The organism is Nostoc sp. UHCC 0251, assembly GCF_034932245.1.
Taxonomy (GTDB): Bacteria; Cyanobacteriota; Cyanobacteriia; order Cyanobacteriales; family Nostocaceae; genus Nostoc.
Window position 1 is genome coordinate 14,413 of sequence record NZ_JAYGHD010000016.1, and the last position, 23,879, is coordinate 38,291.

The following is a 23,879-nucleotide window of genomic DNA, read 5'->3' on the forward strand; positions in this document are numbered from 1 at the left end:
TTGCTGTATCTCTTGCTGAGTAAGAATCTTAGCGCGTCCATGCCGATTTACTTTCACCTTTGGCCGCTACACTAACTCTTAATTTTCAGGTTACAGCAGTGTGAACTGTTTATATCCATAATCAGGATGAAATAATGATTCAATCACTACAAAAACTATTTACATTTGATGAATATTTAGAGTTTTTAGAAACACAACCGGAAAACATTCGTTATGAATTACACGATGGAGATATTATTCAAATGCCGCCACCATCAGGCAAACACGAGCAAATAGTAGCATTTTTAACAATCATATTAGGGTATGAGTGTCTTCGTCTTAAACTTAATTACGGTATACCTAAAACCGCCACAGTGAAGCCAGAAAATAAAATGTCAGGGTACTATCCTGATGTTTTATTAATGAATTTTTCTAACTTGGGTAATGAACCATTATGGGAGAAACAATCTATCCTTAGTAAGCCAGCTTCAATTCCATTAGTGATTGAAGTGGTCAGTACTAACTGGAGAGATGATTATCATAAAAAGTTTGCTGACTATGAAGAAATGGGTATTCAAGAATATTGGATTGTGGATTATGCTGCTTTGGGTAGCAAGGAATTGATAGGCGATCCCAAACAGCCAACAATCACAATTTACTCTTTAAGTGATGAGGGTGAATATCGTGGGAAACAGTTGAGAGGAGACGATCGTATAGAGTCTCCAACATTTCCAGATTTAAATCTAACTGTTGAACAAATTTTTTCAGTCCGTTATTGATAAACAGGCATTTCCCGACATTTCACCAAAAATACAAAACACCAAACAACTAAGAATTAATAAAATGACAACTAAAAATGTTGATAAATACGCCGATGTTGCTCCTAAATCTAAGGAGGAACTTAAACCTATTACTAAAGAAAATAGTCAAATACATATAATTGTGACCCTGCTCACGAAAGGAGCAACGCTCGATGAATTTGATAATGAGAAAAGCAATATCGGAACCGGACGGGAAGGATCGCGAGCATTCTTCGGTAAATACATAAAACGTGTATGGGGATACGGGACTAAGCGTACTGTTGACCCGTCTGATCCTACTAACATAGATAAGTATGTGTTTCATTTACACTTACCCGCAGGACTTGATCAGCCTATATTTGATTTTAAGCGAGGAAAAAAATAAGAAGAAAGTATAATGTGGGTGAAATGCCTGACGACCTCGATTAACTACCCAATACCCCACAATTCCCTTAACACCCCGTAGCGTCTCTTGTGACGATAGGGTTTGTTTTTGGTGCTTGGGTGCGAACCTATGATTAGTTGTAAAAAGAGAGCTTAAGTAAAAATACATAACGTTTTGAATGTTAGTACTTAATATTACAAGTCTTGTAAATAGTTTCTTAAACTGCCAGAAATAATCACAATTACCAATTTTTTGTAGCCAAAATCTAAGAAAATAAAACTGCAATAGAGACTTAATGGATTGGCCGCAAAAACTTATATGACTATTAATCGACGTAACTTCTTGTTTTTATTCACAGCAGGTGTGGGTACTTTTGCATTAGATGCTTGTGCATCGGCAGAGACATCTCCTGAGAGAAACACTGCAATTCCTGAAACAACACCAAACACAATAGCAAATACAACACCAAATAAACCAGGTGCGATCCAACTACCACCTTTACCTTACGCCTACGAAGCGCTGGAACCACACATTGATGCCAAAACGATGCAATTTCACCACGATAAACACCACGCAACTTATGTGAAAAACCTGAATGCAGCGTTAGCCAAACACCCAGAACTCAAAGGCAAAACTGTTGAAGAACTGTTGCAGAGACTTGACAATGTACCAAAAGATATTCGCACAACAGTACGCAATAATGGTGGTGGTCATGTCAACCACTCAATGTTTTGGGAAATTATGAAGCCGAAAGGCGGAGGCGAACCAACAGGAAATATAGCCTCTGCGATTAATCAAAATTTTGGCAGTTTTGCAGCTTTCAAAAAACAGTTTAACGAAGCTGGTGCTAGTCGTTTTGGTAGTGGTTGGGTTTGGCTAGTGCGTAACAAAGGTGGCAAGTTTGAAATAACATCTACAGCTAATCAAGATAGTCCTTTAAGTGTAGGCAAATATCCCATTCTGGGTAATGATGTATGGGAACATGCATATTATCTCAATTACCAGAATCGCCGTGCCGATTATTTAGATGCTTGGTGGAACGTGATTAATTGGGATGAGATTAACAAGCGGTTTGCAGTAGCAAGTAAATTTGCCTGAAACCAGACAACAATTTAGGATTATAGGCGCTTAAAAACTGGCAACAGAAATAATATTCTGCTGCCAGTTTTTTAGATGTGATAAGGTAATCGCCATTCATTTTTTCAGAATGATTCGCTTGTATAGGACTATGATTTGATTTCTGACAAAGCTCACCCTAAACTCGAAAAGACTGATTCCATATTTCCTACTCCCTACTGCCTACCTATTACACTTCGCGCAGCAAGTAGATAATTTCAAAAATAAAATAAAATATTGATTCCTATAGCAAGCAAAGCCACTGCATTGCATATTTTTAATTAAAAATTAACTAAAATTTACCAAAAATATTTCTTGTTTATGTATATGTTTTAGGTAGAGTTCGATAAATTCTTTACTACTGTTTCTCATGAAAATTCGTAAAATTTTGCTTGGATTGACAATTGGTGTACTTTCTACAGTCAGCATTTTGGATATCTGGAACATTCAAAAAGTAAAGGCTGACTCTGTAATTGATACCAATTCTGATCTGTCAGTTTGTAGAAAATTTGTCGCTGGTACATACCTTATGACAATTAAAGATGCTAGTGGAAAGTTTGCTTCACGTGCGCTGATCACTCTTACTGAAGAAGGCAACTTGATTACTAGTGACTCAAACCAAGGTGGTGTTACGGGTCAGTTTGATCCTTTTACCACTTCTCAGGGTACTTGGGCGTGTAATGGAAAGAAGGCGATTACAGGTCGGGCACTCAACTTTAGTCTTTCAAACAAGGGCGGTAGCGGTATTGCAAGAAATGATTATAGAGCGACTTTTAATCCAAGAACTCAAACAGTAGAAGGGACAATTGAGCTTCGTTTGTTTGCTCTACAAGGAAATCCACTACAAGGTAATGGACAAAATGGAGGTTCATTCTTCTTTACAGGTCAGCTTGTCACTGCTAGATAGGATAAGTTCATTAACTCAATAAGGATAAGGATAAAGGCGGCATTGTCGATGTCGCCTATTAGTGAAAATTGGCAAACAGTCTACACATATTTTCGCACTCCTCCTTACAAAGGTTTTTGAGAAGGTACACCTATAGGACGGGGAAAATTAGCTGGTGTGTTTGTTACCTTACGTACATAAAGGCAATGACGGATGCTATTACTTAGAGGAGTAGTAAATTCTTCAATTAATTCAATCACACCACCTAGCTGGTTAACAGCATTTTGCAAAGCTGTGGTTTCTTCCTCTGTCCAATTACCACGATAAATTATAGCTAAACCTCCCTGTTTGAGCAGTGGTAGAGTATATTCTGCACAGACAGAAACTGCGCCTACAGCACGGATCAATGCAATATCATAAGCTAGTCGATGTTGGCGGTGCTGACCGATTTCTTCAGCCCTACCAACAAGAGTTTTGGCATTGGTAAGGGCAAGTTCACTTAATATATTGTCGATAAAAGTAATTTTTTTCCGAGTGGAATCGAGAAGAGTAATTGGGCAATTAGTTACAGTAATTGCTACGGGAACACCCGGAAAACCCGCACCTGTACCAATATCGATGATACTAGGAGAAGCAGGCGAGAAATTTGCTGATAACAGAGGTGCAATTCCTCGCAGAGAATCCCAGAGATGTTTTTCCCAAAACTCTTGGGGATCAACAATCCGAGTTAAATTTAGTTGGCGATTACCTTCTAGGATTAACTCATAAAGCTTTTGAAATTGCGCTTGTTGTTGAAGAGTTGGTTGCCAATTGAGAGTTTTCTGCCAGATTTCTGCCATCTCAGGCAATAAGTTTGTCATTTGTTATTTGTCATTTGTCATTTGGTATGAGACATGGGGCATAGTTTTTCTCTTTGTCTCTTTGTCCCCTTGTCCCCTTGCCCCCCTGCTCCCCTGCTCCCCTGCTCCCCTGCTCTCACACCGTCGGTAGAGGTTCTTTAACTTTGGCTTCTAATGTCTTTGGGTCTACTGATTGTAATTCACCGTGGTTGAGTGTCCAGCAACGGTCTGCGATCGCTAACATATCCCCAGCATCGTGTGTCACTACTAACAGCGTCCAATCTTGTTTCAGTTTCGCTAATAAATTTACCAGTTGCCGACGCATTGACCAATCTAACCCAGCTGTGGGTTCATCCAATAACAATAAATTTGGCTGGCGAATCAATTGCACCGCCAAAGCTAAACGCCTTTGCTGACCACCACTCAAAGCATGGGGGGCAGCGGAGAGCGATAAATGCTCTAATCCCACCTCACTTAGGGCATGTCTGACTCGTTCTGACCCTAACTCAGGATGTCCTAAACGCAATTCTTCTAAAATCGAACCACCACAAAAGTGCCGTTCTGGAAACTGAAATACCAACCCAGCCAATTGTTGTAGCTGTTCGGCTATAAGTTCTTGTTCCCGCCAGAAAAGTGCGCCGGTAGTGGGTTCGGCTAGTCCCGACAAAATTTCTAGTAAGGTACTTTTTCCCGAACCACTCGGCCCAATAATCAGACCTAGCTGCTGGGGTGCTAATTCCAAGTTGATCGATTTGAGAATCGCTGTTGGGCAAGCTGTGGGGTGATAATTTAGATTTCGGAGATAGAGCATTTGTTAAGATTACCAAAAATTCAGCAAATTACTGATTAGCTACACTGAGAGCATCTAGAAAATTCAAAGAAAGGATTAGCACCTTAATTTAACAGCAAGAATCATCCACTTTTTTTCCATTGTGGCAGACTCACCCTTAAAACTTTGGCTATTAGCAGCCTGGGAACATGAAAAAACTACCAAAGTCAACCTTTATATAGAAAATTTTGGTTTAAGCAGAGGCAAGTTAACACTTCGACTCCTTTCTCTACGAGAGGCTGCGCCCTAAGTGTAGCTATGCCGCAGGCTTTACGACTGCGCTACCTCGGCTTACCTCGGCTTCGCTCGGCACTAGTCAAGGCAAGTCGCTCAGTGTAAAAATTAACTATTTTTTGCATTCTAAGTAACACATACAACTATTTCAACCGCAATTATTCTGAGGGTTAAAATGACTAAAAGGTTTTCTTCGCCTAGATTAGCAATGTCTGCTAAACTTACTACCTTTGCTCAGACTGCTTTTGGCGTTGCGATCGCCTTTGGCGTTGCCCCTTGGGCGATCGCACTTAATTTCTGGGTAAATCCCTCCCTGGCTGGCGATCCGTTTCGCAATAACAAACCTCATCAAATTGGCGATCAAACAGAAGCAGCTTTCAAAGCGATTTTCCAACAAGGCAACTATCCAGCAGCAGAGCGTTATCTAGAACAAGCATTATCCAAAGAGCCAAATGAACCTCTAGCTTATGCCATGAAGGCATCTTTAGCATACGGAAAAAAGGATTGGGCTAAATTAGATACCTACAGTCAAAAAACTCTAGAAACCGGACAAAAACTGATTTCTAGCGATCCATTGCGTGGTAATTTATACACTGCTGTTGGTCATTTTTTAGCGGGAGCAGTAATTCTCACCCGTGAAGGTACTGTCAACGGTGTGCCGCAAGCTTTTAGTAAGTTGCGGCAAGTTTATGAATATTTAGACAAAGCCGAAGCAATTTCTGCCAAAGATCCAGAACTAAATTTAATCAAAGGTTATATGGATTTACTGTTGGCGGTTAATTTGCCTTTTGCTAGCCCAGATCAGGCAATTGGACGGTTAGAACAAAATGCTTCTCCTCAATATCTAGTGGATCGGGGTATTGCTCTTGCTTACCGGGATTTAAAACGGTATCCACAGGCACTAGAGCATGTCAACCGGGCAATTAAAACCACATCAGATAATCCAGAAATTTATTATCTCAAAGCCCAAATCCTGAAAAACCTGGGGCAAAAAGAAAAAAACCAGCAGATGATCCAGGAAGCGATCGCTAATTTTGACAAAGCATTGACTAAAAAATCCCAACTCCCCGGCGATTTAGTCAAACAAATTGAGGGTGAACGCAACAGGGCTGCTAGCCTAAAGAATCCTTAACCTCCATTCCCTACTCCCTACTCCCTACTCCCCACTCCCTACTTTGATATGCTTATTTGCAGAAGAGTAATTGAGATATTAGACCAAAATGGAGATTCAGTTCCGCGAAATTAATCCTTTTGATATGTGGATTTGGCTGAAATTCAGCACAAATCCTTCTGCGCGTGAGAAGCAGTATGTAGAAGAAGTCTTCAATTCCTGGTTTTATTTAGGTAAATTGGGTGCATTTAATGCAGAGAATCTTCAGGTGCAGGACACTGGACTCGATATCAGCTACATGAATTATGATGAACAAGGCTATGACAAAAGCCTGCTAGCACTGATGCACAACATCGGTGAGTTTGAATATGAGGGCCAATGGGGACGTTGTTGGTTTGACTTAGGAACCAGTGATGCGATCGCATTGGATATTTTAATCAACGCCCTCAGCCAGCTAAGTCAGGAATATGTAACCATTGAAGAATTATACATCGGTGGCGAAAATCCAGATTGGCCTATTGAGGATAGCGAAAGTCGTCCTCAGTCTATTTACGATAATTAGTTACAAAAATGAATAAAGCAGGCGAAATTCGGGTAATAGCCTTGGGGCTAATTCGGAATGGCGAACGCATATTTGTTTCTGAAGGCTACGATCCCGTAAAGCAAGAAACATTTTATCGGGCTTTAGGCGGTGGTGTTGATTTTGGCGAAACCAGTCGCGCCGCCTTAGAACGCGAGTTTCAAGAAGAAATTCAGGCAGATTTAACGAATATTAAATATTTAGGTTGTATAGAAAACCTGTTTATATTTAATGGTAGGCAAGGTCATGAAATTATTCAGCTTTATCAATGTGACTTTGTTGATTCCAAATTTTATCAACTGGAAAGTTTAGTTTTTTCAGAATCACAAACTCATAAACATAGAGCATTATGGATGGATATCTCTCGCTTCAAATCCGGGGAATTCAGATTAGTACCTGAAGTATTTTTTGACTATTTATAAAGAATATGGAAGTTTACTAAGATTGCTTTGCTGTTAATTATGTTACTGCACTCAGCAAAGACACAATATACTGGTTGAGACTAACGCCTTCCCGTTCAGAAGTCTCAGCTAAACGTCGATGTAAAGATTTCGGCATCCGTACTAGTAGTTTACCGCTATAGCTATCGTTACTACTTGGTAAGGGATTTGAGTTTTTCCTCTTGCTGCCGCTGTTCTTGTCTTAGTTTATCTGCTTGTAGCTGCTGCTCTCTGTTGAGACGTTCTTCTTTCTGTTTCTCTAATCTCAAACGTTGCTCTCGCAAGCGAAGTCTATCTTTTGCGCGTTGCTCTTTCTTGCGTTCTTCTTCTTGGCGTTTCCAGTCTTTCAAGAATCGCTCCCAATCCTCCAAACATAACTGGGGATTTTTGACTGGAGGCTGAGATGTTTCCCAACAAAAGTTATAAGCCTCAGTTTCAAAGTTAGCACCAACGGAACTAAACATAGATTCGTTTAGCTTTTTACTATTTGCTTGAACTTGTTGGAGAATAAAATTTGGCAAAGCTGGAACAAGCTCCGGTTCAGGCTGCTTTTTGCCAAAAAGTGCTTTAAAAAAACCGATTTTTGAAGGTTTAGGAATTGCGGTTTCGAGAACCCAAAGTTTGACTGTTTTATCCCAGCTACTACTTACAATTACCTGATTATTAAAACAAAAAGCGACTGAGCTAACTCCTGCTGAGTGAGCACAGAAAGAGGAATCTAGAGTACCTGTTGTCAGATTCCAAATCTTGATGTAGCCATCATCACCACCGCTCACGAGAAACTGACCATTAGAACTGAAACCTAGACTACGCACACTACTTGAGTGCCCCTGAATAGCGCATTTAGATAATCCAGTTTGCATATCCCACAGAATGATATCCCCGTCATCATCACTGCTTGCAACAATTTTTCCATCAGGGCTCAATATAACTACACGTACATCTTTTGAATGGGTTGAAAATGAGAAAATCTCATCGTGTATGTTGGTTCTCCAAATCTTAACTTTGTGATCGCAACCACCACTCGCAATCAATGAACCATCAGGACTCACAGAAACAGACTGCACGTAATTTGAATGTCCTCGAAGGGTTTTAATCTCCTTCCTTTCTTTCAAACTAAAAATTTTAACTGTATAGTCATCACTTCCACTTACAACAAAGTCATAAATTGGAACCACAGCAACTGCCGTCACTGGTTGAGAATGAGTGTTAAAAATTAATAATTCCTGAGATGTTCTTAAATCCCAAACTCTAATAGTGGCATCATCGCCACCGCTAATCAAACCATTTCCTTTGGGAGTAAAAGTAATGGATCGAACAGATTTTGTATGTTCAAAGGGATAGCTCAAAAGTTGACCATTATTGAGATCCCATAATCTAATTGTATTGTCATCGCTCCCACAACCAATAATTTGGCGGCTTGGATTTATGGATAGGGAGCGCACACCACCGAACCAACTAGAGTCACCATTGAATGTGTGTGCTGGATACCATGATTGATTCATCAGCTCCTCCAAGCTTTCTGCAATTTAGATAATTGAGTTCTTTGATTAGTATTCCCAAAATTCTCAAGCTAGCTAAATTTTGGAAAAATAATCTCAACCTGAAATGCCATACTTTTGTTGCATTTCTTGGACAAAATCCTCAATTGGGCGAATTTTACCCACGTTGAGTTCCTCGAAACCTTGTCCAATACCAGCAATTGTCTCCAACTGATCAATCAGTTGGCGTAATTTACTAGGGTCGATTTTCGCAGTGTCCAGAAAGGTGACGAGAACTTGGGAGCGATCGCTAATATCTTGCGGTAGCTGGGTGAGATGAATTTGCCCATCCTGATAAATGCCTTCGATAGTTTTTATCATGAATTAAAGTTGGGTTGGTATTTCCTTTAATTCTACTAAACTATACTCAAAGGGCTGGGTCTATAATTCCCACCTGCTCCTGACAGATAAACTGTATCGTCCTTACCTACTCTTTGAAATAGCTTTTTGTAAACTTTCATTTCTGCGATTGAGTTAGGTATCTAATGGCTGGCATAAGTAAGTCGGCACGATAAAACCGATGTATGTTTAATTTTATAAAAAACTCTGGAATGACCAAATTCTAAGCTGTTTCCTGATTTTATATTTTCTTAAATAGGTTGATTTTTTAAAACTGACTTTCTTAGCAGTAGATAGACGAGTTTATCTAATTTAAATTTGCAAATTTAAGATGTGGAACAGCTTAGTGGCAAAGATATCTTTACATCTGGTACCAGTGGCATTGGCGTAGCCCACTGTTCGCGTCTCGCAGAGAAGGTAGCCCTTTGTTTTCAATACATACACAATCAAAATTTTTAAAAGTGATAAATAGTTGACTAGCATCTTAATATGCTGTAAGTTGATGTCTTGTAAGCTAATTTGTGAATTAAAGCAAGAAATCAACAAGCAAGACTCTCGACATTGCTAGAGTTTTGATGATGTTTTTTGTAATTTCAGCATTGACGATAAATAAAATATTTAAATTCGGAGAGTTGCGTTGACTACAGCATCTAAGTTTGCTTTAGGTAGTTGTTTGCTTCCGCTCACACTCAGTGCTACCCTCTTGCCAGGTATCATAGGCAAAGCCCAAAATCCTCCTCCACCGGAGGCTGGGAGTGGTCGAGTTGAGCGTGAAGCTGTTCGCACAAATAAGTATGTGGTAGTAGCTGCAAATCCACTAGCATCAGCAGCCGGACGCGATGTTCTACGTCGTGGAGGTAGTGCTATAGATGCTGCTATTGCAGTCCAAATGGTACTGACGTTGGTAGAGCCACAATCTTCAGGTATTGGTGGTGGTGCTTTCCTTGTTTACTACGATGCCAAAACGAAGAAGTTGCTCACTTATGATGGTCGAGAAACTGCACCGGCTGCGGCTAAACCAGATCGCTTTCTCGATGCCAATGGCAAACCCTTACAGTTTTATGATGCTGTTGTCGGAGGTAAATCTGTAGGTGTGCCTGGGGTGGTACGAATGCTAGAGTTGGCACACAAAAAATATGGCAAGTTACCTTGGTCTCAACTGTTTCAAGGAGCTATCCAACTTTCTGAACAAGGTTTTCCACTTTCACCACGTTTGTATACTCTGCTAAGTAAGGATCTATATCTATCTCGCAACGAGCCAGCTAAGAGCTATTTCTATCAACCCGATGGTACACCTAAGCCAATTGGTACAAGATTGGTCAATCAGCCTTTGGCAGAGGTATTGCGTCAGATTGCTAAAGGAGGCGCTAATGCCTTTTATCAAGGAAATATTGCTCAAGACATAGTAGCTAAGGTGAGGCAAGCTGCTGTACCAGGTGACTTAACCACCACTGATCTAGTGCAATATCAAGCTAAACTGCGAGAACCAGTTTGTGGCACTTATCGAATTTACAAAGTTTGCGGCATGGGGCCTCCAAGCTCTGGTGGTTTAACCGTACTGCAAATTCTAGGTATTCTTCAACAATTTAATCTGCCAGCTTTAAAGCCAGCTTCTTTAGAAGCAGTCCATTTATTTTCTGAAGCTGGACGTTTAGCCTATGCTGACAGAAATTTATATATAGCTGACACAGATTTCGTCCCAGTACCAGTCAAAGAATTAATTAACCCTAACTACCTAAAATTACGGGCAGCGAAAATCAATCCTGAACGTTCAATCGGTCAAGCCCAAGCAGGCAATCCATTGTTACAGCAAGCAAGTCGCTGGGGTAAAGATCAATCTAAGGATTTGCCATCTACTACTCATGTTTCAATTGTCGATGGGGCAGGTAACGCTATTTCAATGACTAGTAGCATTGAAGATGCCTTTGGCTCAAGATTAATGGTACGAGGCTTCTTACTTAACAACCAACTGACAGATTTCTCTTTTTTGCCGACATCAGAAGGAAAGCCTGTTGCTAATCGCATAGAAGCCAAGAAACGCCCTAGAAGCTCAATGGCTCCCATGATGGTCTTTGATCGCAATGGCAAGCTAGTAATGGTAATTGGTTCAGCTGGTGGGGCGCAAATTATTAATTATGTCGCTAAGGCAATAGTAGGCCATCTAGACTGGGGATTGGACATTCAGCGATCGCTATCTTTGCCAAATTTTGGTAGTCGTAATGGCCCAACTGAACTAGAAGCAGATACAGATGTTGCCAACCTGAAACCTGCTTTAGAAGCCAAGGGTCATACAGTCAGCGTTATCCAATTAACCAGTGGTTCCACCGGAATTGTACTAACTAATCAGGGGCTAGTTAGTGGTGCTGACCCACGTCGTGAAGGAGCGCCTTTGGGTGAGTAAAAGCTAGTGCCGCAAGGCGGAAGTCAAAAGTCAAAAAGCTTGTGTTATCAACTTTTCCCTGATTGTGAATAATATATCTATTTACGCTGTGCTGTACTAAGTTGATTAGAACAATTAGTATAGCTAGTTTTGAGCAAGTACTTTGTCTTTTTCAATATCAAAATTCCTTCAACAATTCTCTGGCATAAAACTATGAGATGGTTCTCAAAAATAGCATTTACAACTACTCTTAGTATTTTCAGCTTGCTAGGAAGCTCAGTTAAGCAAGTAAAAGCTGCATCTCTGGACTACGCTTTTACACAATCAGGCTGGGAACGGGGAGGTATCTTATCTGGTTCATTTTCTGGTGTGGATCAAAATAATGATGGGTTGATTTACACAAGTGAGTTAAATACATTTGATTTGATATTTTCTGGTAACTCCAAAGTTCCTCAAGAAGAATGGTTGGGTGTATCTAGTTTAAGTTCTTTTGGATTTAACTCTAGTAATTCTAAATTAGCTTTCTCAACTTTTGAAAATTTAGATGAGTATACTGCTAATATTGTTGGTTTACCTTATCTAAATTATATTGGCAAGCCTTTTCTTGCCAACTATATTACCTCTTCTGAAATTCAACCACTTGTAGTTGCAAAATCGATTCCAGAACCTACCGTTGGATTTGCTAGTTTAGCTGCCTTGAGTGTTGGTTTATTACTTAAATTGGGCAAGTCCCGATGATGGTCAACATCTGTTACTGTGCGATATATCGTCAGTATTTACGTACGCAAAAATTGCCAAAAAGCTGAATTTATCGAACGCCTTCTCTGTGAAATGTTTCTAAAACGACGTGCTGCTTGTTTTCTGGTTTAATCCGGCTAAATCCGAGTTTTTTTGCTAGCTGTTTGAGTTCCATGACTCGCAAAAGTTGATTTGCAGAGACTGGTAAAGTACTATAGCGATCGCTCTCAATAGCAGAACTAGTATTTGAGACAGTTCTACAATAAAAGCAAAGACGTTGAGGTTGAACTAACCTAATGGGTGTACCTGAAACAAACCCAAAGATACCAATGCTTTCACCTAGCTTATACGAAACTGATTTTTACGCTTGGACACAGGAACAAGTAACTTTACTTCGCAATGAGCAGTGGAGTCAGATTGATCTGCAAAATCTGATTGAGGAAATTCAATCTTTGGGTAAACAGCAACGTCAAGAACTGCGAAACCGTCTGAGTGTGTTAATTGGACATTTACTAAAATGGCAGTACCAGTCAGGGCGTCGTAGCCGTAGCTGGTTAGCAACACTTCGTATTCAACGCTTAGATATTGCTGAACTGCTCGAAGAAAATCCTAGCCTAAAGCCCTACCTTGAAGAAGCACTTCGCAAAGCTTACCTTAAAGGTGTCGAATTGGCTGTTGGAGAAACAGATTTGCCCAAGCGGACTTTTCCAGTAGAGTGTCCTTACAGTTTGGTAGAGATTGTGGACTATGATTTCTACCCCGGTGAACCAAGCAAGTTACTAGATGAATCAGAGCAGTAATTTGAAATTAAAGTAAATTTTCTTCAGATAACTGGGCTATTTTCATCAAGGCTTTCAAGGTTCCAACTTTCAAATCTTGATTGCGGTGAACAGGAATTGACAGGATTTTTTCTACTTCGAGGTTTTCATAAATATGATGACTGCCAGTAATTCTTTGCAAAACCCAACCTTTTTGTTCCACAATCTTACTTCCCCTTTTCCCCAAAGCCCAAGAAGTATTGCCTCAACCAACTTACGCCAGTTTTAGTTTTTAGCCTTAACCCAAGCGTACTGAGATAAATCCAATGATTTTTCTAAAATTTGCATAAATAGCTAAAAATCAGTAGATAAAACTATTGAGCGTAGATCCAGAGAATTTCTAAAAGTCAAACAAGGAGAATTATCATGAATTCATTGAAGATGTTCATAAATCCAGCAAAGATTTTAGCATTTGCCCTATCATTTCTTATTTTTTGCTTTTCTACAACTGCAATTGCAGCACCAAGCACCCTTGCTACCTTAATTATCACAGAAAAAGCTCAAATTACTGGAGGGAAGTTCAGTATCGACACAACAACACCAAATCCTTTGCCAACTACGGCAGTTATTCGTTCTGCTAAACTCTTTTTACCAATTGGTGAAACTGGAACAATTAATAAGATTAAAATTACTAGCCCAAATGGACTTCAATTTGGTTGTCAAGATATTAAAGTGAAGGACGGTGTTGATTTAATTAAAGCCTGTGGTGGCCCTGCTGTTTTAAAAGCTGGAGGAGCGATTACTTATGCAGCTGAAGGAAGTGGTTTTGCACCAGAACTGAACACCAACCTAACAGTTGTTTTATCGGATGATTTTTAGACATTAGTTCTAACCATAATTACAGCTACAAGTTTAGTGAATAAATCGCTATAACTTTTATTCCAGGCACAAATTATCTGAATCAGGTTCAGAAATAAATATTTGTGCTTGGAATATACTCTGCTATGTTCATCTATTACTTATAGGACTCATATTCGATTTTTGAAAAATTCATTATAACTCCAAGAAGCTTCTTAACTATTGCCTATTGCCTATTGCCTATTGCCTATTGCCTATTGCCTATTGCCTTGCTACGCCAATAATTTTATAAATAAATTCGGATCGCTGCTATATGTCAATAATTTATCCCTTAACACATCTAAGTTTTGTCTTGATCGAATGGGTTTTAGTGGGCTGGGCAATTCGTCTGTGGCAGCAATCAACTAGTCTAGCAATGATAGTGTTGCCTATAGTGCTAGTGAGCATGAGCTATGACAATCTTATTCTTTCAATAGGAAGTCTGATTGGTGAAGGAGAGCTTTTGAAAACTCTCTGTATGCTGCGCTTTTTACTACATTATTTAGTTGTACCGCTATTTATTGTGATTGGTGTTGAAATTGCTCACCGTGCCGGAGCTAGTTGGGCTAATAGAGTAGTGCGGGTTTTATCTTGGGTAATTGCATTGGGGCTTACAGCAATAGATGTTGCCACCCACTATATAGGGCTGGAACTAGTTCCAATAGAGTTTGCGGGAATCCTGCGCTATCATGTTGCCAACTTGAGCGGCCCGCCAATTAACACGATTTTAGTTAATCTGTTTGTCTTACTAATTGGCATCGGTATTTGGTTCAGGCTGAAATGGCCGTGGTTATTTCTAGGAACCTTGGTTTCCCTTATTGGTAACGCGATACCTTCCTATGCAGTAGGTACACTTGCTGGAAGCTATTCTGAATTAGTAATGGCAATAAGTTTGTTGTTAACTCAAGAGCGCACAGAATTTTTTGTTGTTACTCAAAGAGAGACAACTTTTCTATCTAGTCGCTAAAAAACACATCCGATAACCCGCAACTTGGGTAAAATAACTACGTGCATACTCCAAAATGTAATTGCGCCAAAAAAATCATTACAGAGGTATGTGATGATTTTTTTGGTGTTAAGTAGGCAGGTAAAACCCAAACTATGTAAAAATAGAGAAAATGCATCTATCAAGTTAACTTAAAAGATGGATGCTCCTTTAAGGAGATTCTTGGCTAGTGGGCAAGACGGAAGTTTGTTAATCTTTAAAAGATCGCACTTACTACAGAAAGTAAAAGACCGAGCAGAAGTAATTAAATTGGAATTAGCTACTTTTAGAGAAGAAACTGACTTAAAGTATTTAGACGAATCAGGTTTTGTGCAGGTAGCAAACCTGGTCATACCTAACCAAGGATTGTTTGACCTTTACCAATCCTGTTAGAATGCATCAATGTCAAAAAAGCAACATCTTATAAACAAAAGAAACGGTTGGTCTTTGGATGAGCGAGATCCAAAGTTCATAGAGTCTGTAATGCCCCTGTTGGGCTTTTTCTATCACTACTATTTCCGAGTTCAAACTAGCGGCTGGGATAATATTCCACCCCAAAAAAAAGTCTTATTTGTCGGTTCGCATAATGGGGGACTTGCGGCTCCGGATATGGCAATGATGATGTACGACTGGTTCCGACGATTTGGTGTGGAGCAACCCGTTTATGGTTTGATGCATCCCAAGGTTTGGCAGGTTAGCCCACCACTAGCGCAACTGGTTGCTAAGGCTGGAGCAATCATTGCTCATCCGAAAATGGCTTACACTGCCTTGCGCTCTGGGGCCAGTGTGCTAGTTTATCCAGGTGGAGCCGAAGATGTCTTCCGACCGCATCATTTACGTAACAAAATCTACTTTGCGGGGCGACAAGGATTTATCAAGTTAGCGTTGCGAGAAAATGTACCGATTGTCCCTGTGATTTCCTGGGGTGCTCACGATACGCTGATTGTACTGGCTGACTTCTACAAAGTTGTGCAGCAACTCCATGAGTGGGGGATGCCTTGGCTGTTGGGGATTGATCCGGAAGTTTTCCCTATCTATCTTGGACTACCTTGGGGATTAGCAATTGGCCCGTTACCCAACATTCCACTACCTGTACCCATGTACACACGGGTTTGTCCGCCAATTGTATTTCAACGCTACGGTCGAGAAGCAGCCAGCGATCGCTACTATGTCAATGAATGTTATGAATTAGTTGTTAGTCAGATGCAGCAAGAGTTAGATCACTTAGCCCGCATTTCTCACAAGCTTCAGGCGTTTGATAGAGCAGAGGGGCGGAGGGGCAGAGGGGCAGAGGGGAAAGAACTTGGTATTTGAACTCTCCCCTGCTCCCCTGCACAAGCGCAGGCTTTGAGAGGTGTGGTGAGAAATCCGGGTTAGGTGATTTCTAGGAAAGAATTTACCAATAGAGGTAAAATGTACCCTTGATCCAAAAAAACAGGAGCAAGCATTTGGATAGGTTAGCCAGAGCAGGCGCATCCAAATCATTAACAGCATCGAAAAGGAAAAATACATTCCCTGTGGGATTGTAGACGAAGACAATGGGCAACTACATATTATCTTTGGTAGTTCCTATAAAACCAGTGATTTCATTGGTGGAAAACAATTACACCGGAACAAAGACAGGATACCGAACTAATACAAATTAAAATTGATAACGGTCAATAGTCAGAAAGCAATGACAAAAATACAAGATTCCCGACTTCTTCAAGGAAGTCGGGAATCTGAGTCTTAGTCTTTAGCTAACTTATTGTTGGATGTGTAGTAAACCTTACTACCAGTATCAGGTACAAAATGGCAGTTGATGCATGAATTCCATACTGACTTCCAAATTGGTTCTTCCGATTTGTGGAAATACTCACCCATCACTGGTTTTATTGCCTCAGTTGCTTTCAGCAAATTGTAATGAGGGATGTTAAGGAATATATGGTGAGCAACATGAGTACCGATATCGTGATGGATATGATTAACTAAACCATAATCACGGTCAATACTAGAAATTGCGCCTTTCAGGAAAGTCCAATCTTCTCCACGATACCAGGGAAGCTCTGGCTCAGTGTGGTGTAAGAATGTCACCAAATCCAGCCAGACTATAAACACAAGGTAGGGCGCAGCGTAATATTTTAGCAACCACATCCAACCCCATTGGTAGGTGAGGAAGCCTAGCAAACCTACCATACCAATCAACAGTACAGTACTAGTGAGAACATCCCATTTTTCCGATGGTTTGAAAAGCGAACTACTGGGCAAAAAGTGAGAGCCTTCTTTATTAGGAGAACGCTTAAACAAATACACAGGATAAGCCAAAAGAAAAACGTAGTATCTACCGATCTTTTGGGCTAAAGGCATCTCCTTATATTGTGATTCTGTCACAGGATACCAACTTTCATCGTTATCAATATTGCCAGTATTTTTGTGATGGGTTCTGTGACTAATTCGCCAACCATGATAAGGAACAAGTATTGGTGTGTGAGAAAGGTGTCCAATCAAATCATTAAGCCATTTCTGCTTAGAAAAAGATTGGTGTCCACAGTCATGCCCGACTACAAACAAAGCCCAAAACATCGTTCCTTGCATTAGCCAGAAAATCGGGAAGAAAAGCCAAGAATCCAGGTAATTAGCTACTGCATAAAGCAGACCGATAATCAGGATGTCACGAAAGAAGTAAAAAAGTGATTTTGTCACATTAGGCTGAAAACATTCAGCCGGAATTGCAGCTTTTAAATCTTGAAGAGTGAAAGGTAATTTAGTTGTATCCTCAGACGCTTCACTGCTAAGAGGATTGTTGAAACTGATGGTATCTAATTGCACTGGATTCTTTTGTTGGATATAAATCGGAACTTGATTTGAGACAAAATTATCTCATCTCTAGGATGCCCACGACATTAGCGATCGCTAACAAACAAGAGGATAATTTCTGGCAATTTATCTAATAATTTTATTCAGTAAACAATTGCCAGATTCTATTAAAACACAGCATCATAAACGCTCTCGTTGGTTCAAGAGCGGGAGTGTAACCACAGCGCTATTTATTGCTCTGTGTAATGCTCGTTGAAAGTCTTATAGCCAACATCAGTTGTATACAGTTGACATTGGTCTGTAATCTGCTTCATTAAAGTCCAAGAAAACTGACACTCATCATGCAGATAAGGCTCCCAATTTTCTTTGATGCTGCTGTAAGCTAGCCGCAAATTATAAGAAGGAATCGCAGTGGAAATATGATGAGGGACATGAACATTGATATCATGGCACAGGATTTCTACCCAGCGCGGATAATCGCAATGAATAGTGCCATTTAGCTGTGCTAAAGCTTCGTTCCACTTGTTCGCTGTCGCAAAAGGAACATCTGCGGCAGTGTGGTGAACAATAGTAAAAGTACTCATCCAAAAATGGTAAATCATCCAGGGCACTAGCCAAAACTTGACAAATCCCCAGATACCAGTTGTGGCGATGAGAATCGGGAAAGCGATCGCTGCAAACACAACTACTACAGCCACAGAAAGCTTGATACTCGATTGGTCTTTCGTTTTGAAGTTCCGCCAATCAAAATGCACCACAGCCCAATGTCCAATGGAACCTACCCACCAGAGGCGTTTACGCATAAACAGCTTAAAAGCAGACTGCCGGGTTGTATCCCAATTTTCAAACACTTCTGGTCTAATTGGATGCCAAGCATTGTCCTCATCCAGTTTGTTGGTATGAGTATGGTGATAATTATGCTTAATGCGCCAACTATGAAAGGGATAAATCAACGGCATCATGAAGAAATGCCCTACCAAATCATTTACCCAACGACGTTTGGCAAAAGACCTGTGTCCACAATCATGGCCAATTACAAAAAAACCTGTTAAAGCAGTGCCCGTAAAAATCCAAGCTAGGGGCAAAAGGAACCAAGGAGTGATAATCAGGCTGTAATAGCCCAAAGCAACCGCCAAGACACTGAGCAGTACTTGTGTCCAAGCTTTGCGACGGTTCTGCTGAAAACATTCCCGTGGCAGAGTTTTGACAATATCTTTGAGCCTAAAGTCGGAATTACCAGGCTCGTCACTTAGTTTCTGGCTATTAATTATTGATGTAGTCATGGACACCTGAAAAACAACAAACTCCTCCACCAAGTCACTAAAAAAGCAACTTGCCGCAAAAATTCTTAATATTAGCGCTTCGGATTATAGCAATCTAACCGACACAAGCGCACCAGTAAATAGTTTTTTGAAAAGTCAGGAGTTAGAAGAGAAGTGATGAGTTATGAGTTAAAAACCTTACACATCATAACTCCAAACTCCAACTTCAACTCCCAATACGGTTGGGTTAGCTTGTTTATCTTGCGAAGATCCCCCCAACCCCCCTTAAAAAGGGGGGCTAATTTCCTCGTTTACCCCTTTTTTAAGGGGGTCGCCACAGGCAGGGGGATCTTATCCGAACCGTATTGCTTCAACTCTTAACCCCTAACTCCTAACTAGTTTTTGTTGGGGCCAACTTCACATTAGTAGCCAGACCAACTGCTTGCAGCAATTGAACAGTCATCCAAGTTAAATCGATTTCCCACCATTCCAGCCCATGACGAGCTGAGTATTGAAAAGCATGATGGTTATTATGCCAGCCTTCACCGAAAACTAGTACGGCTACCCACCAGCAATTAGTCGATTGATCCCCAGAATCATAGCTCCGATAGCCAAATTTATGAGTAGCGCTGTTCACCAACCAAGTACAGTGGTAAACCCAGACAATGCGAACAAAAATTCCCCAAATAACAAAGGGCCAGCCACCCAGAGCCAAAAGCAATACGCCTAGAGCAACCTGGATCAAAATGAAATATTTTTCTAAAAACTGATAAACTGGGTCTTCTGCAATGTCTTTGGTGAAACGAGGAACATCAGCGTGAGCGGGACAATAATGAGTCAGCCAACCCATGTGGCTCCACCAGAAGCCTTTATTAGAATCATGGGGATCAGTGTCAGTATCAGAATTTAAATGATGAATGCGATGTGTCCCGATCCACTCAATTGGGCCTCCTTGACAGGAAAGTGTCCCAAAGAAAACCAGGAGATATTCTAGCCACTTGGGAGTTTGAAAACTGCGGTGGGTGACAAGGCGATGAAATCCTAGAGTAACGCCTAAACCACCAGTTATCCAATACAGCAAGAAACCCACACCAACTGCCGTCCAGCTAAAGTTACCAGGAACAAAGGCAAATAAAGCGCCGATGTGCAGTCCAATGAAGAACAGGGTATTAACCCAGTTAATTTGAGGTTTGGTTGAAGTAGCAATTGTCATGCAGTAACCTGAATTTGATTTTTCCAGCCTAGTCTGCGCGATTTTAAAATCCGCATATCTATAAATTTAATTTTTTTTTGAATGAGGAACTGATGAACAGCTTAGAGCAGCTGCGGCAAGCGGAACAGGCATTATTAGAAATTTTTTCTGGAATTGACACTCATATCAAGCATAATCTAAAACGAGTGCTGGATGCCTTTCGTAATCACCGTGTGGGCGCACACCATTTTGCTGGTGTAAGTGGCTATGGTCACGATGATTTAGGACGAGAAACTTTAGATAAAGTTTTTGCCGAAGTTATGGGTGCTGAAGCTGCGGCCGTGCGAGTTCAGTTCGTTTCGGGAACTCATGCGATCGCTTGTGCTTTGTTTGGTGTTCTCCGTCCCGGAGATGAAATGTTAGCAGTGGTCGGTTCTCCCTACGATACGCTTGAAGAAGTCATTGGTTTACGAGGTCAAGGGCAAGGCTCCCTTATCGAGTTTGGCATAAATTACCGCCAATTGGAGCTAACCGCAGAAGGAACTATAGATTGGCAAGCTTTAAGTACTAGTGTGGCTGAAAACACTCGTTTAGTGTTAATTCAGCGTTCTTGTGGCTATTCTTGGCGTCCTAGTTTATCAATTGCCGATATTGAAAAAATCGTCCATTTAGTCAAACAGCAAAACCCCAACACCGTTTGCTTTGTGGATAACTGCTATGGCGAATTTATTGAAACCAGGGAACCTACAGCCGTAGGTGCTGATTTAATGGCGGGGTCACTGATTAAAAATCCTGGTGGAACCATTGTCAGCGCTGGCGGTTATGTTGCTGGTCGCGCCGATTTAGTGGAAGCATCGGCCTGTCGCCTCACTGCTCCCGGTATTGGTAGTTATGGCGGGGCTACTTTTGACCAAAATCGCTTGTTATTCCAAGGCTTATTTCTAGCGCCGCAAATGGTAGGAGAGGCGATGAAAGGGACATACTTAACTGGTTATGTATTTGATAAACTCGGTTATCCAGTTAATCCCGCACCCTTAGCTCCCCGTGGAGATGTAATTCAGGCAATCAAACTCGGTTCTGCCGAAAAGCTAATTGCTTTCTGTAAGGCGATACAACAGCATTCTCCTATAGGTTCCTACTTAGATCCTGTTCCAGATGAAATGCCGGGTTATGAGAGCAAGGTAGTCATGGCTGGGGGCACATTTATTGAAGGGAGTACCTTGGAATTATCGGCAGATGGGCCTTTGCGTGAACCCTATGTGGTTTATTGCCAGGGAGGAACTCATTGGACTCATGTAGCGATCGCATTAGAGGCTGCGATTAATGCAATAGGAAATGCTGATGATTGATTACAGCATATATTTCGCAGGGCATCAGGTTTATTGAGAAATTAGTCAAAGGCGATGCCTACGACTGGCTACGCCTACGCATTTGTTGATTTGGCGAACGCATTTGTCGATTCGGCGATGCCTGCGGCTGGCTACGCCTACGCATTTGCTATACTACCGATCTACTGATCCCATAATGATATCGATACTACCCAAGACTACAACTAGATCGGCAACCTTCACGCCGCGTAAGATTTCGGGTAATACTTGCAAGTTATTGAAATCGGCGGGACGAATTTTCCATCGCCAGGGGAAGACATGATCATCGCCAATTAGATAAATTCCCAATTCACCTTTACCACTTTCTACGCGAGCGTAAATTTCTCCCTTAGGAATCTTAAAGGTGGGGGCAACTTTCTTGGCGATGTACTGGTAATCAAAGCCATCCCATTCAGACTTTTTCCCTGCTGCCATCCGCTTGGCTTCCAGGTTCTCAAAAGCACCGCCAGGAAGTCCTTTGAGAGCTTGGCGAATAATCTTCACCGATTCGCGCATTTCCCGAATTCTGACTAAATAACGGGCATAACAATCACCAGCAGTATCCCACTGCACTTCCCAGTCGAAATCGTCGTAACATTCATAATGGTCTACTTTCCGCAAATCCCATTTCACACCAGAAGCGCGTAACATGGGGCCAGAAAGCCCCCAGTTGATGGCTTCTTCACGAGCGATCGCGCCAACACCTTGAACGCGACGGCGAAAAATGGGATTATTGGTAATCAAGCGCTCATACTCATCTACCTTGGGAGAAAAGTAATCGCAGAAATCTTCGCACTTGTCTACCCAGCCATAAGGTAAATCTGCCGCCACGCCGCCAATGCGAAAGTAGTTATTGTTCACCATCCGATAACCTGTAGCGGCTTCCCACAAGTCATAAATCAACTCCCGTTCTCGGAAGATGTAGAAAAAGGGAGTTCCAGCACCCGTATCAAGTAAGAATGGGCCCAACCACAGCAGGTGATTAGCAATCCGGTTCAATTCCAGCATGATGACACGGATATAGCTAGCACGTTTCGGGACAGTAATATCAGCTAATTTTTCTGGGGCATTCACTGTAACCGCTTCGTTAAACATCCCAGCTGCATAGTCCCAACGACTAACATAAGGTACATACATGACATTGCTGCGGTTCTCAGCAATTTTTTCCATGCCTCTGTGCAGATAGCCAAGAACTGGCTCACAATCGACAACATCTTCACCATCTAGGGTGACAATCAATCTAAAACACCCATGCATAGAGGGATGATGAGGGCCCATGTTGAGCAGCATGGGTTCAGTTCTAGTTTCAATCCTTCTGCCGACGGTCATAATTAAATATTTCCCCTTTCCCAAAGATTGAAAATGAGTGGCGATGCTTCGCTTTGATTAGGAATGATTTGAAGAAGAATCTGACTTTTGACTTCCGTCTTGCGGTAGTAGCCTCCATTATTGAAATAATATGGATTGTAGTCTTGTATATTCGTCCGATTTTTGGACGTTTTTCCTATTTTTTATATTTTTGTTCCAGCATTTTAGGCGTAACTCCCATGAGACGCTTGAAGTGGCGATTAAGATGGCTTTGATCGACAAAACCAACTTGACTAGCAATCTCTGCAATGGAAAATTCTCTTTGAAGCAACAACTGTTTAGCTTTTTCAATCCGACAGCGAATTATATATTGATGTGGAGTCGCACCTGTAGATTGTTTAAAAAGTTGCGAAAAGTAATGAGAACTCATTTGGACAACGGCTGCAAGCTCCTTTAAACTTAAGTCTTGGGCTAGATAAGTATTTATATAGTCAATCACTTGCTGCAACTTGTGTTTCGGTAAACCGCCTGAATATTCCCGTAATACAATTTTCTGTGTACAGTAGTGCTGCAATAGATGAACGATTAGGGCATTTGCCATTGCTTCTGCATATAGGCGACTATCTGCACCATAATTTTCGAGGGCAGATTTGAGGGCTAGCCCAATTTGGTAAACCAGTGGATCGGGTGTGGCAAAATGTGGTAAAAGTTCAATGCGATCAGGATCAACTGATTCGTAAATTGCATGGGCGAAAACAGTTGGTTCAAATCCCAAAAGAATCACACCACCTGCTGTATCCCAACAGGCACGATGTCCCGTGTAAGCAGGGGCGACAACAATATTACCTTGAATTACTTGCTCACTTTGAAAGCGACCATCAAGCCTCCGTTCTGCCTGAATTGGTGTTGGCACTTCGGTAAAAATAGCAATACCATGCTGTTTAGACAAAACCTCTGGAGTCTCGCCAGCTACCTGCCAGTCGTAAGCAAAATAGACATTATTCCAGTTTGCGCTCAAACTGGTAAGAAGTGGCAACTGCGAAAAAATTCGCTTATACCCATCTTCCTTTTCTTTGGAGAAGTCAACAGATAAGGATTTCGTTTCTAGCATCGCTCT

25 protein-coding genes and 2 pseudogenes are annotated in these 23,879 nt (G+C 41.2%); 15 read left to right on the forward strand and 12 right to left on the reverse strand.

What is annotated here, in order from left to right; all coding sequences use genetic code 11:
* Nucleotides 1–134 precede the first annotated feature (134 nt).
* From VB740_RS03690 to VB740_RS03705, 4 genes are all read left to right on the forward strand, one after another.
* Nucleotides 135–758 carry a Uma2 family endonuclease gene (locus VB740_RS03690; RefSeq protein WP_323198723.1) on the forward strand — a complete coding sequence of 208 codons (624 nt, stop codon included), beginning with the start codon at nucleotides 135–137 and terminating at the stop codon, nucleotides 756–758.
* Between the two features lie 64 nt (nucleotides 759–822).
* A complete protein-coding gene (locus tag VB740_RS03695; protein WP_323198724.1) occupies nucleotides 823–1,164 on the forward strand; it encodes a hypothetical protein in 342 nt (113 codons plus the stop codon).
* 318 nt (nucleotides 1,165–1,482) lie between these two features.
* Nucleotides 1,483–2,262 (forward strand): superoxide dismutase, encoded by a 780-nt coding sequence (locus VB740_RS03700; RefSeq protein ID WP_323198725.1) that lies wholly within the window; start codon nucleotides 1,483–1,485, stop codon nucleotides 2,260–2,262.
* Nucleotides 2,263–2,650: 388 nt separating this feature from the next.
* Complete coding sequence (locus tag VB740_RS03705; RefSeq protein WP_323198726.1) at nucleotides 2,651–3,187, forward strand: hypothetical protein; 537 nt, start codon at nucleotides 2,651–2,653, stop codon at nucleotides 3,185–3,187.
* 104 nt (nucleotides 3,188–3,291) lie between these two features.
* Here VB740_RS03705 and rsmG read toward each other — a convergent pair whose 3' ends face one another.
* A complete protein-coding gene (gene rsmG, locus VB740_RS03710) occupies nucleotides 3,292–4,026 on the reverse strand; it encodes a 16S rRNA (guanine(527)-N(7))-methyltransferase RsmG (protein WP_323198727.1) in 735 nt (244 codons plus the stop codon).
* A 115-nt stretch (nucleotides 4,027–4,141) separates the two neighbouring features.
* Entirely contained in the window at nucleotides 4,142–4,816 is a 675-nt protein-coding gene (locus VB740_RS03715; RefSeq protein WP_323198728.1) for an energy-coupling factor ABC transporter ATP-binding protein, read from the reverse strand.
* Between the two features lie 427 nt (nucleotides 4,817–5,243).
* Here VB740_RS03715 and VB740_RS03720 point away from each other — a divergent pair, with 427 nt between their 5' ends.
* The 3 genes from VB740_RS03720 to VB740_RS03730 all read left to right on the forward strand — a co-directional run bounded on the left by VB740_RS03720 (nucleotide 5,244) and on the right by VB740_RS03730 (nucleotide 7,181).
* Nucleotides 5,244–6,200, forward strand: coding sequence for a Sll0314/Alr1548 family TPR repeat-containing protein (locus VB740_RS03720; RefSeq protein WP_323198729.1), 957 nt, complete (start codon nucleotides 5,244–5,246; stop codon nucleotides 6,198–6,200).
* Nucleotides 6,201–6,288: 88 nt separating this feature from the next.
* Complete coding sequence (locus VB740_RS03725; protein WP_190897349.1) at nucleotides 6,289–6,741, forward strand: DUF3531 family protein; 453 nt, start codon at nucleotides 6,289–6,291, stop codon at nucleotides 6,739–6,741.
* Between the two features lie 8 nt (nucleotides 6,742–6,749).
* Nucleotides 6,750–7,181: an NUDIX hydrolase gene (locus VB740_RS03730; RefSeq protein WP_323198730.1), complete on the forward strand. Its 432-nt coding sequence runs from the start codon at nucleotides 6,750–6,752 to the stop codon at nucleotides 7,179–7,181.
* Between the two features lie 37 nt (nucleotides 7,182–7,218).
* Here the strand turns inward: VB740_RS03730 and VB740_RS03735 are convergent.
* The 3 genes and pseudogenes from VB740_RS03735 to VB740_RS03745 form a co-directional block, all read right to left on the reverse strand.
* Nucleotides 7,219–7,365 (reverse strand): annotated as a pseudogene (locus VB740_RS03735) (toxin-antitoxin system HicB family antitoxin); the annotation flags it as partial.
* Complete coding sequence (locus VB740_RS03740; RefSeq protein ID WP_323198731.1) at nucleotides 7,352–8,704, reverse strand: hypothetical protein; 1,353 nt, start codon at nucleotides 8,702–8,704, stop codon at nucleotides 7,352–7,354. The gene VB740_RS03740 and the pseudogene VB740_RS03735, both read right to left, overlap by 14 nt.
* A gap of 93 nt (nucleotides 8,705–8,797) precedes the next feature.
* Nucleotides 8,798–9,061 (reverse strand): hypothetical protein, encoded by a 264-nt coding sequence (locus VB740_RS03745; RefSeq protein ID WP_323198732.1) that lies wholly within the window; start codon nucleotides 9,059–9,061, stop codon nucleotides 8,798–8,800.
* A gap of 655 nt (nucleotides 9,062–9,716) precedes the next feature.
* Between VB740_RS03745 and ggt the strand changes: the two genes are divergently transcribed.
* Both ggt and VB740_RS03755 read left to right on the forward strand, forming a co-directional pair.
* Entirely contained in the window at nucleotides 9,717–11,480 is a 1,764-nt protein-coding gene (gene ggt / locus VB740_RS03750; RefSeq protein ID WP_323198733.1) for a gamma-glutamyltransferase, read from the forward strand.
* Nucleotides 11,481–11,672: 192 nt separating this feature from the next.
* Nucleotides 11,673–12,197, forward strand: coding sequence for a hypothetical protein (locus VB740_RS03755; RefSeq protein WP_323198734.1), 525 nt, complete (start codon nucleotides 11,673–11,675; stop codon nucleotides 12,195–12,197).
* A gap of 94 nt (nucleotides 12,198–12,291) precedes the next feature.
* On the opposite strand, the pseudogene VB740_RS36730 reads toward VB740_RS03755, so the two are convergent.
* Nucleotides 12,292–12,423 (reverse strand): annotated as a pseudogene (locus VB740_RS36730) (TRCF domain-containing protein); the annotation flags it as partial.
* A 70-nt stretch (nucleotides 12,424–12,493) separates the two neighbouring features.
* Here VB740_RS36730 and VB740_RS03765 point away from each other — a divergent pair.
* Nucleotides 12,494–12,997, forward strand: coding sequence for a DUF29 domain-containing protein (locus tag VB740_RS03765; protein ID WP_323198735.1), 504 nt, complete (start codon nucleotides 12,494–12,496; stop codon nucleotides 12,995–12,997).
* Between the two features lie 7 nt (nucleotides 12,998–13,004).
* On the opposite strand, the gene VB740_RS03770 is transcribed toward VB740_RS03765, so the two are convergent.
* Entirely contained in the window at nucleotides 13,005–13,178 is a 174-nt protein-coding gene (locus tag VB740_RS03770; protein ID WP_323198736.1) for a type II toxin-antitoxin system HicA family toxin, read from the reverse strand.
* A gap of 203 nt (nucleotides 13,179–13,381) precedes the next feature.
* Here VB740_RS03770 and VB740_RS03775 point away from each other — a divergent pair, with 203 nt between their 5' ends.
* The 4 genes from VB740_RS03775 (at nucleotide 13,382) to VB740_RS03790 (ending at nucleotide 16,151) form a co-directional block, all read left to right on the forward strand.
* A complete protein-coding gene (locus VB740_RS03775; RefSeq protein WP_323198737.1) occupies nucleotides 13,382–13,834 on the forward strand; it encodes a hypothetical protein in 453 nt (150 codons plus the stop codon).
* Between the two features lie 292 nt (nucleotides 13,835–14,126).
* The gene (locus VB740_RS03780) at nucleotides 14,127–14,819 is read left to right on the forward strand and encodes a hypothetical protein (RefSeq protein WP_323198738.1); all 693 of its coding nucleotides are present in this window, start codon (nucleotides 14,127–14,129) and stop codon (nucleotides 14,817–14,819) included.
* A 177-nt stretch (nucleotides 14,820–14,996) separates the two neighbouring features.
* Nucleotides 14,997–15,230 carry a hypothetical protein gene (locus tag VB740_RS03785; protein WP_323198739.1) on the forward strand — a complete coding sequence of 78 codons (234 nt, stop codon included), beginning with the start codon at nucleotides 14,997–14,999 and terminating at the stop codon, nucleotides 15,228–15,230.
* Between the two features lie 9 nt (nucleotides 15,231–15,239).
* Nucleotides 15,240–16,151, forward strand: a complete 912-nt coding sequence (locus VB740_RS03790) for a lysophospholipid acyltransferase family protein (RefSeq protein WP_323198740.1) — start codon at nucleotides 15,240–15,242, stop codon at nucleotides 16,149–16,151.
* Between the two features lie 414 nt (nucleotides 16,152–16,565).
* Here the strand turns inward: VB740_RS03790 and VB740_RS03795 are convergent, their stop codons facing one another.
* From VB740_RS03795 to VB740_RS03805, 3 genes are all read right to left on the reverse strand, one after another.
* A complete protein-coding gene (locus tag VB740_RS03795) occupies nucleotides 16,566–17,645 on the reverse strand; it encodes a fatty acid desaturase (protein WP_323198741.1) in 1,080 nt (359 codons plus the stop codon).
* Between the two features lie 218 nt (nucleotides 17,646–17,863).
* Nucleotides 17,864–18,916 carry a fatty acid desaturase gene (locus VB740_RS03800; protein ID WP_323198742.1) on the reverse strand — a complete coding sequence of 351 codons (1,053 nt, stop codon included), beginning with the start codon at nucleotides 18,914–18,916 and terminating at the stop codon, nucleotides 17,864–17,866.
* 370 nt (nucleotides 18,917–19,286) lie between these two features.
* Nucleotides 19,287–20,108 carry an acyl-CoA desaturase gene (locus VB740_RS03805; protein ID WP_323198743.1) on the reverse strand — a complete coding sequence of 274 codons (822 nt, stop codon included), beginning with the start codon at nucleotides 20,106–20,108 and terminating at the stop codon, nucleotides 19,287–19,289.
* Nucleotides 20,109–20,200: 92 nt separating this feature from the next.
* Between VB740_RS03805 and VB740_RS03810 the strand changes: the two genes are divergently transcribed.
* On the forward strand, nucleotides 20,201–21,436 hold the full coding sequence (locus VB740_RS03810) for a methionine gamma-lyase family protein (protein WP_323198744.1): 1,236 nt from the start codon (nucleotides 20,201–20,203) through the stop codon (nucleotides 21,434–21,436).
* A 153-nt stretch (nucleotides 21,437–21,589) separates the two neighbouring features.
* On the opposite strand, the gene VB740_RS03815 is transcribed toward VB740_RS03810, so the two are convergent.
* Both VB740_RS03815 and VB740_RS03820 read right to left on the reverse strand, forming a co-directional pair.
* Nucleotides 21,590–22,783 (reverse strand): NAD(P)H-quinone oxidoreductase subunit H, encoded by a 1,194-nt coding sequence (locus VB740_RS03815; protein ID WP_323198745.1) that lies wholly within the window; start codon nucleotides 22,781–22,783, stop codon nucleotides 21,590–21,592.
* Between the two features lie 175 nt (nucleotides 22,784–22,958).
* Nucleotides 22,959–23,873 (reverse strand): AraC family transcriptional regulator, encoded by a 915-nt coding sequence (locus tag VB740_RS03820; protein WP_323198746.1) that lies wholly within the window; start codon nucleotides 23,871–23,873, stop codon nucleotides 22,959–22,961.
* Nucleotides 23,874–23,879: the final 6 nt, after the last annotated feature.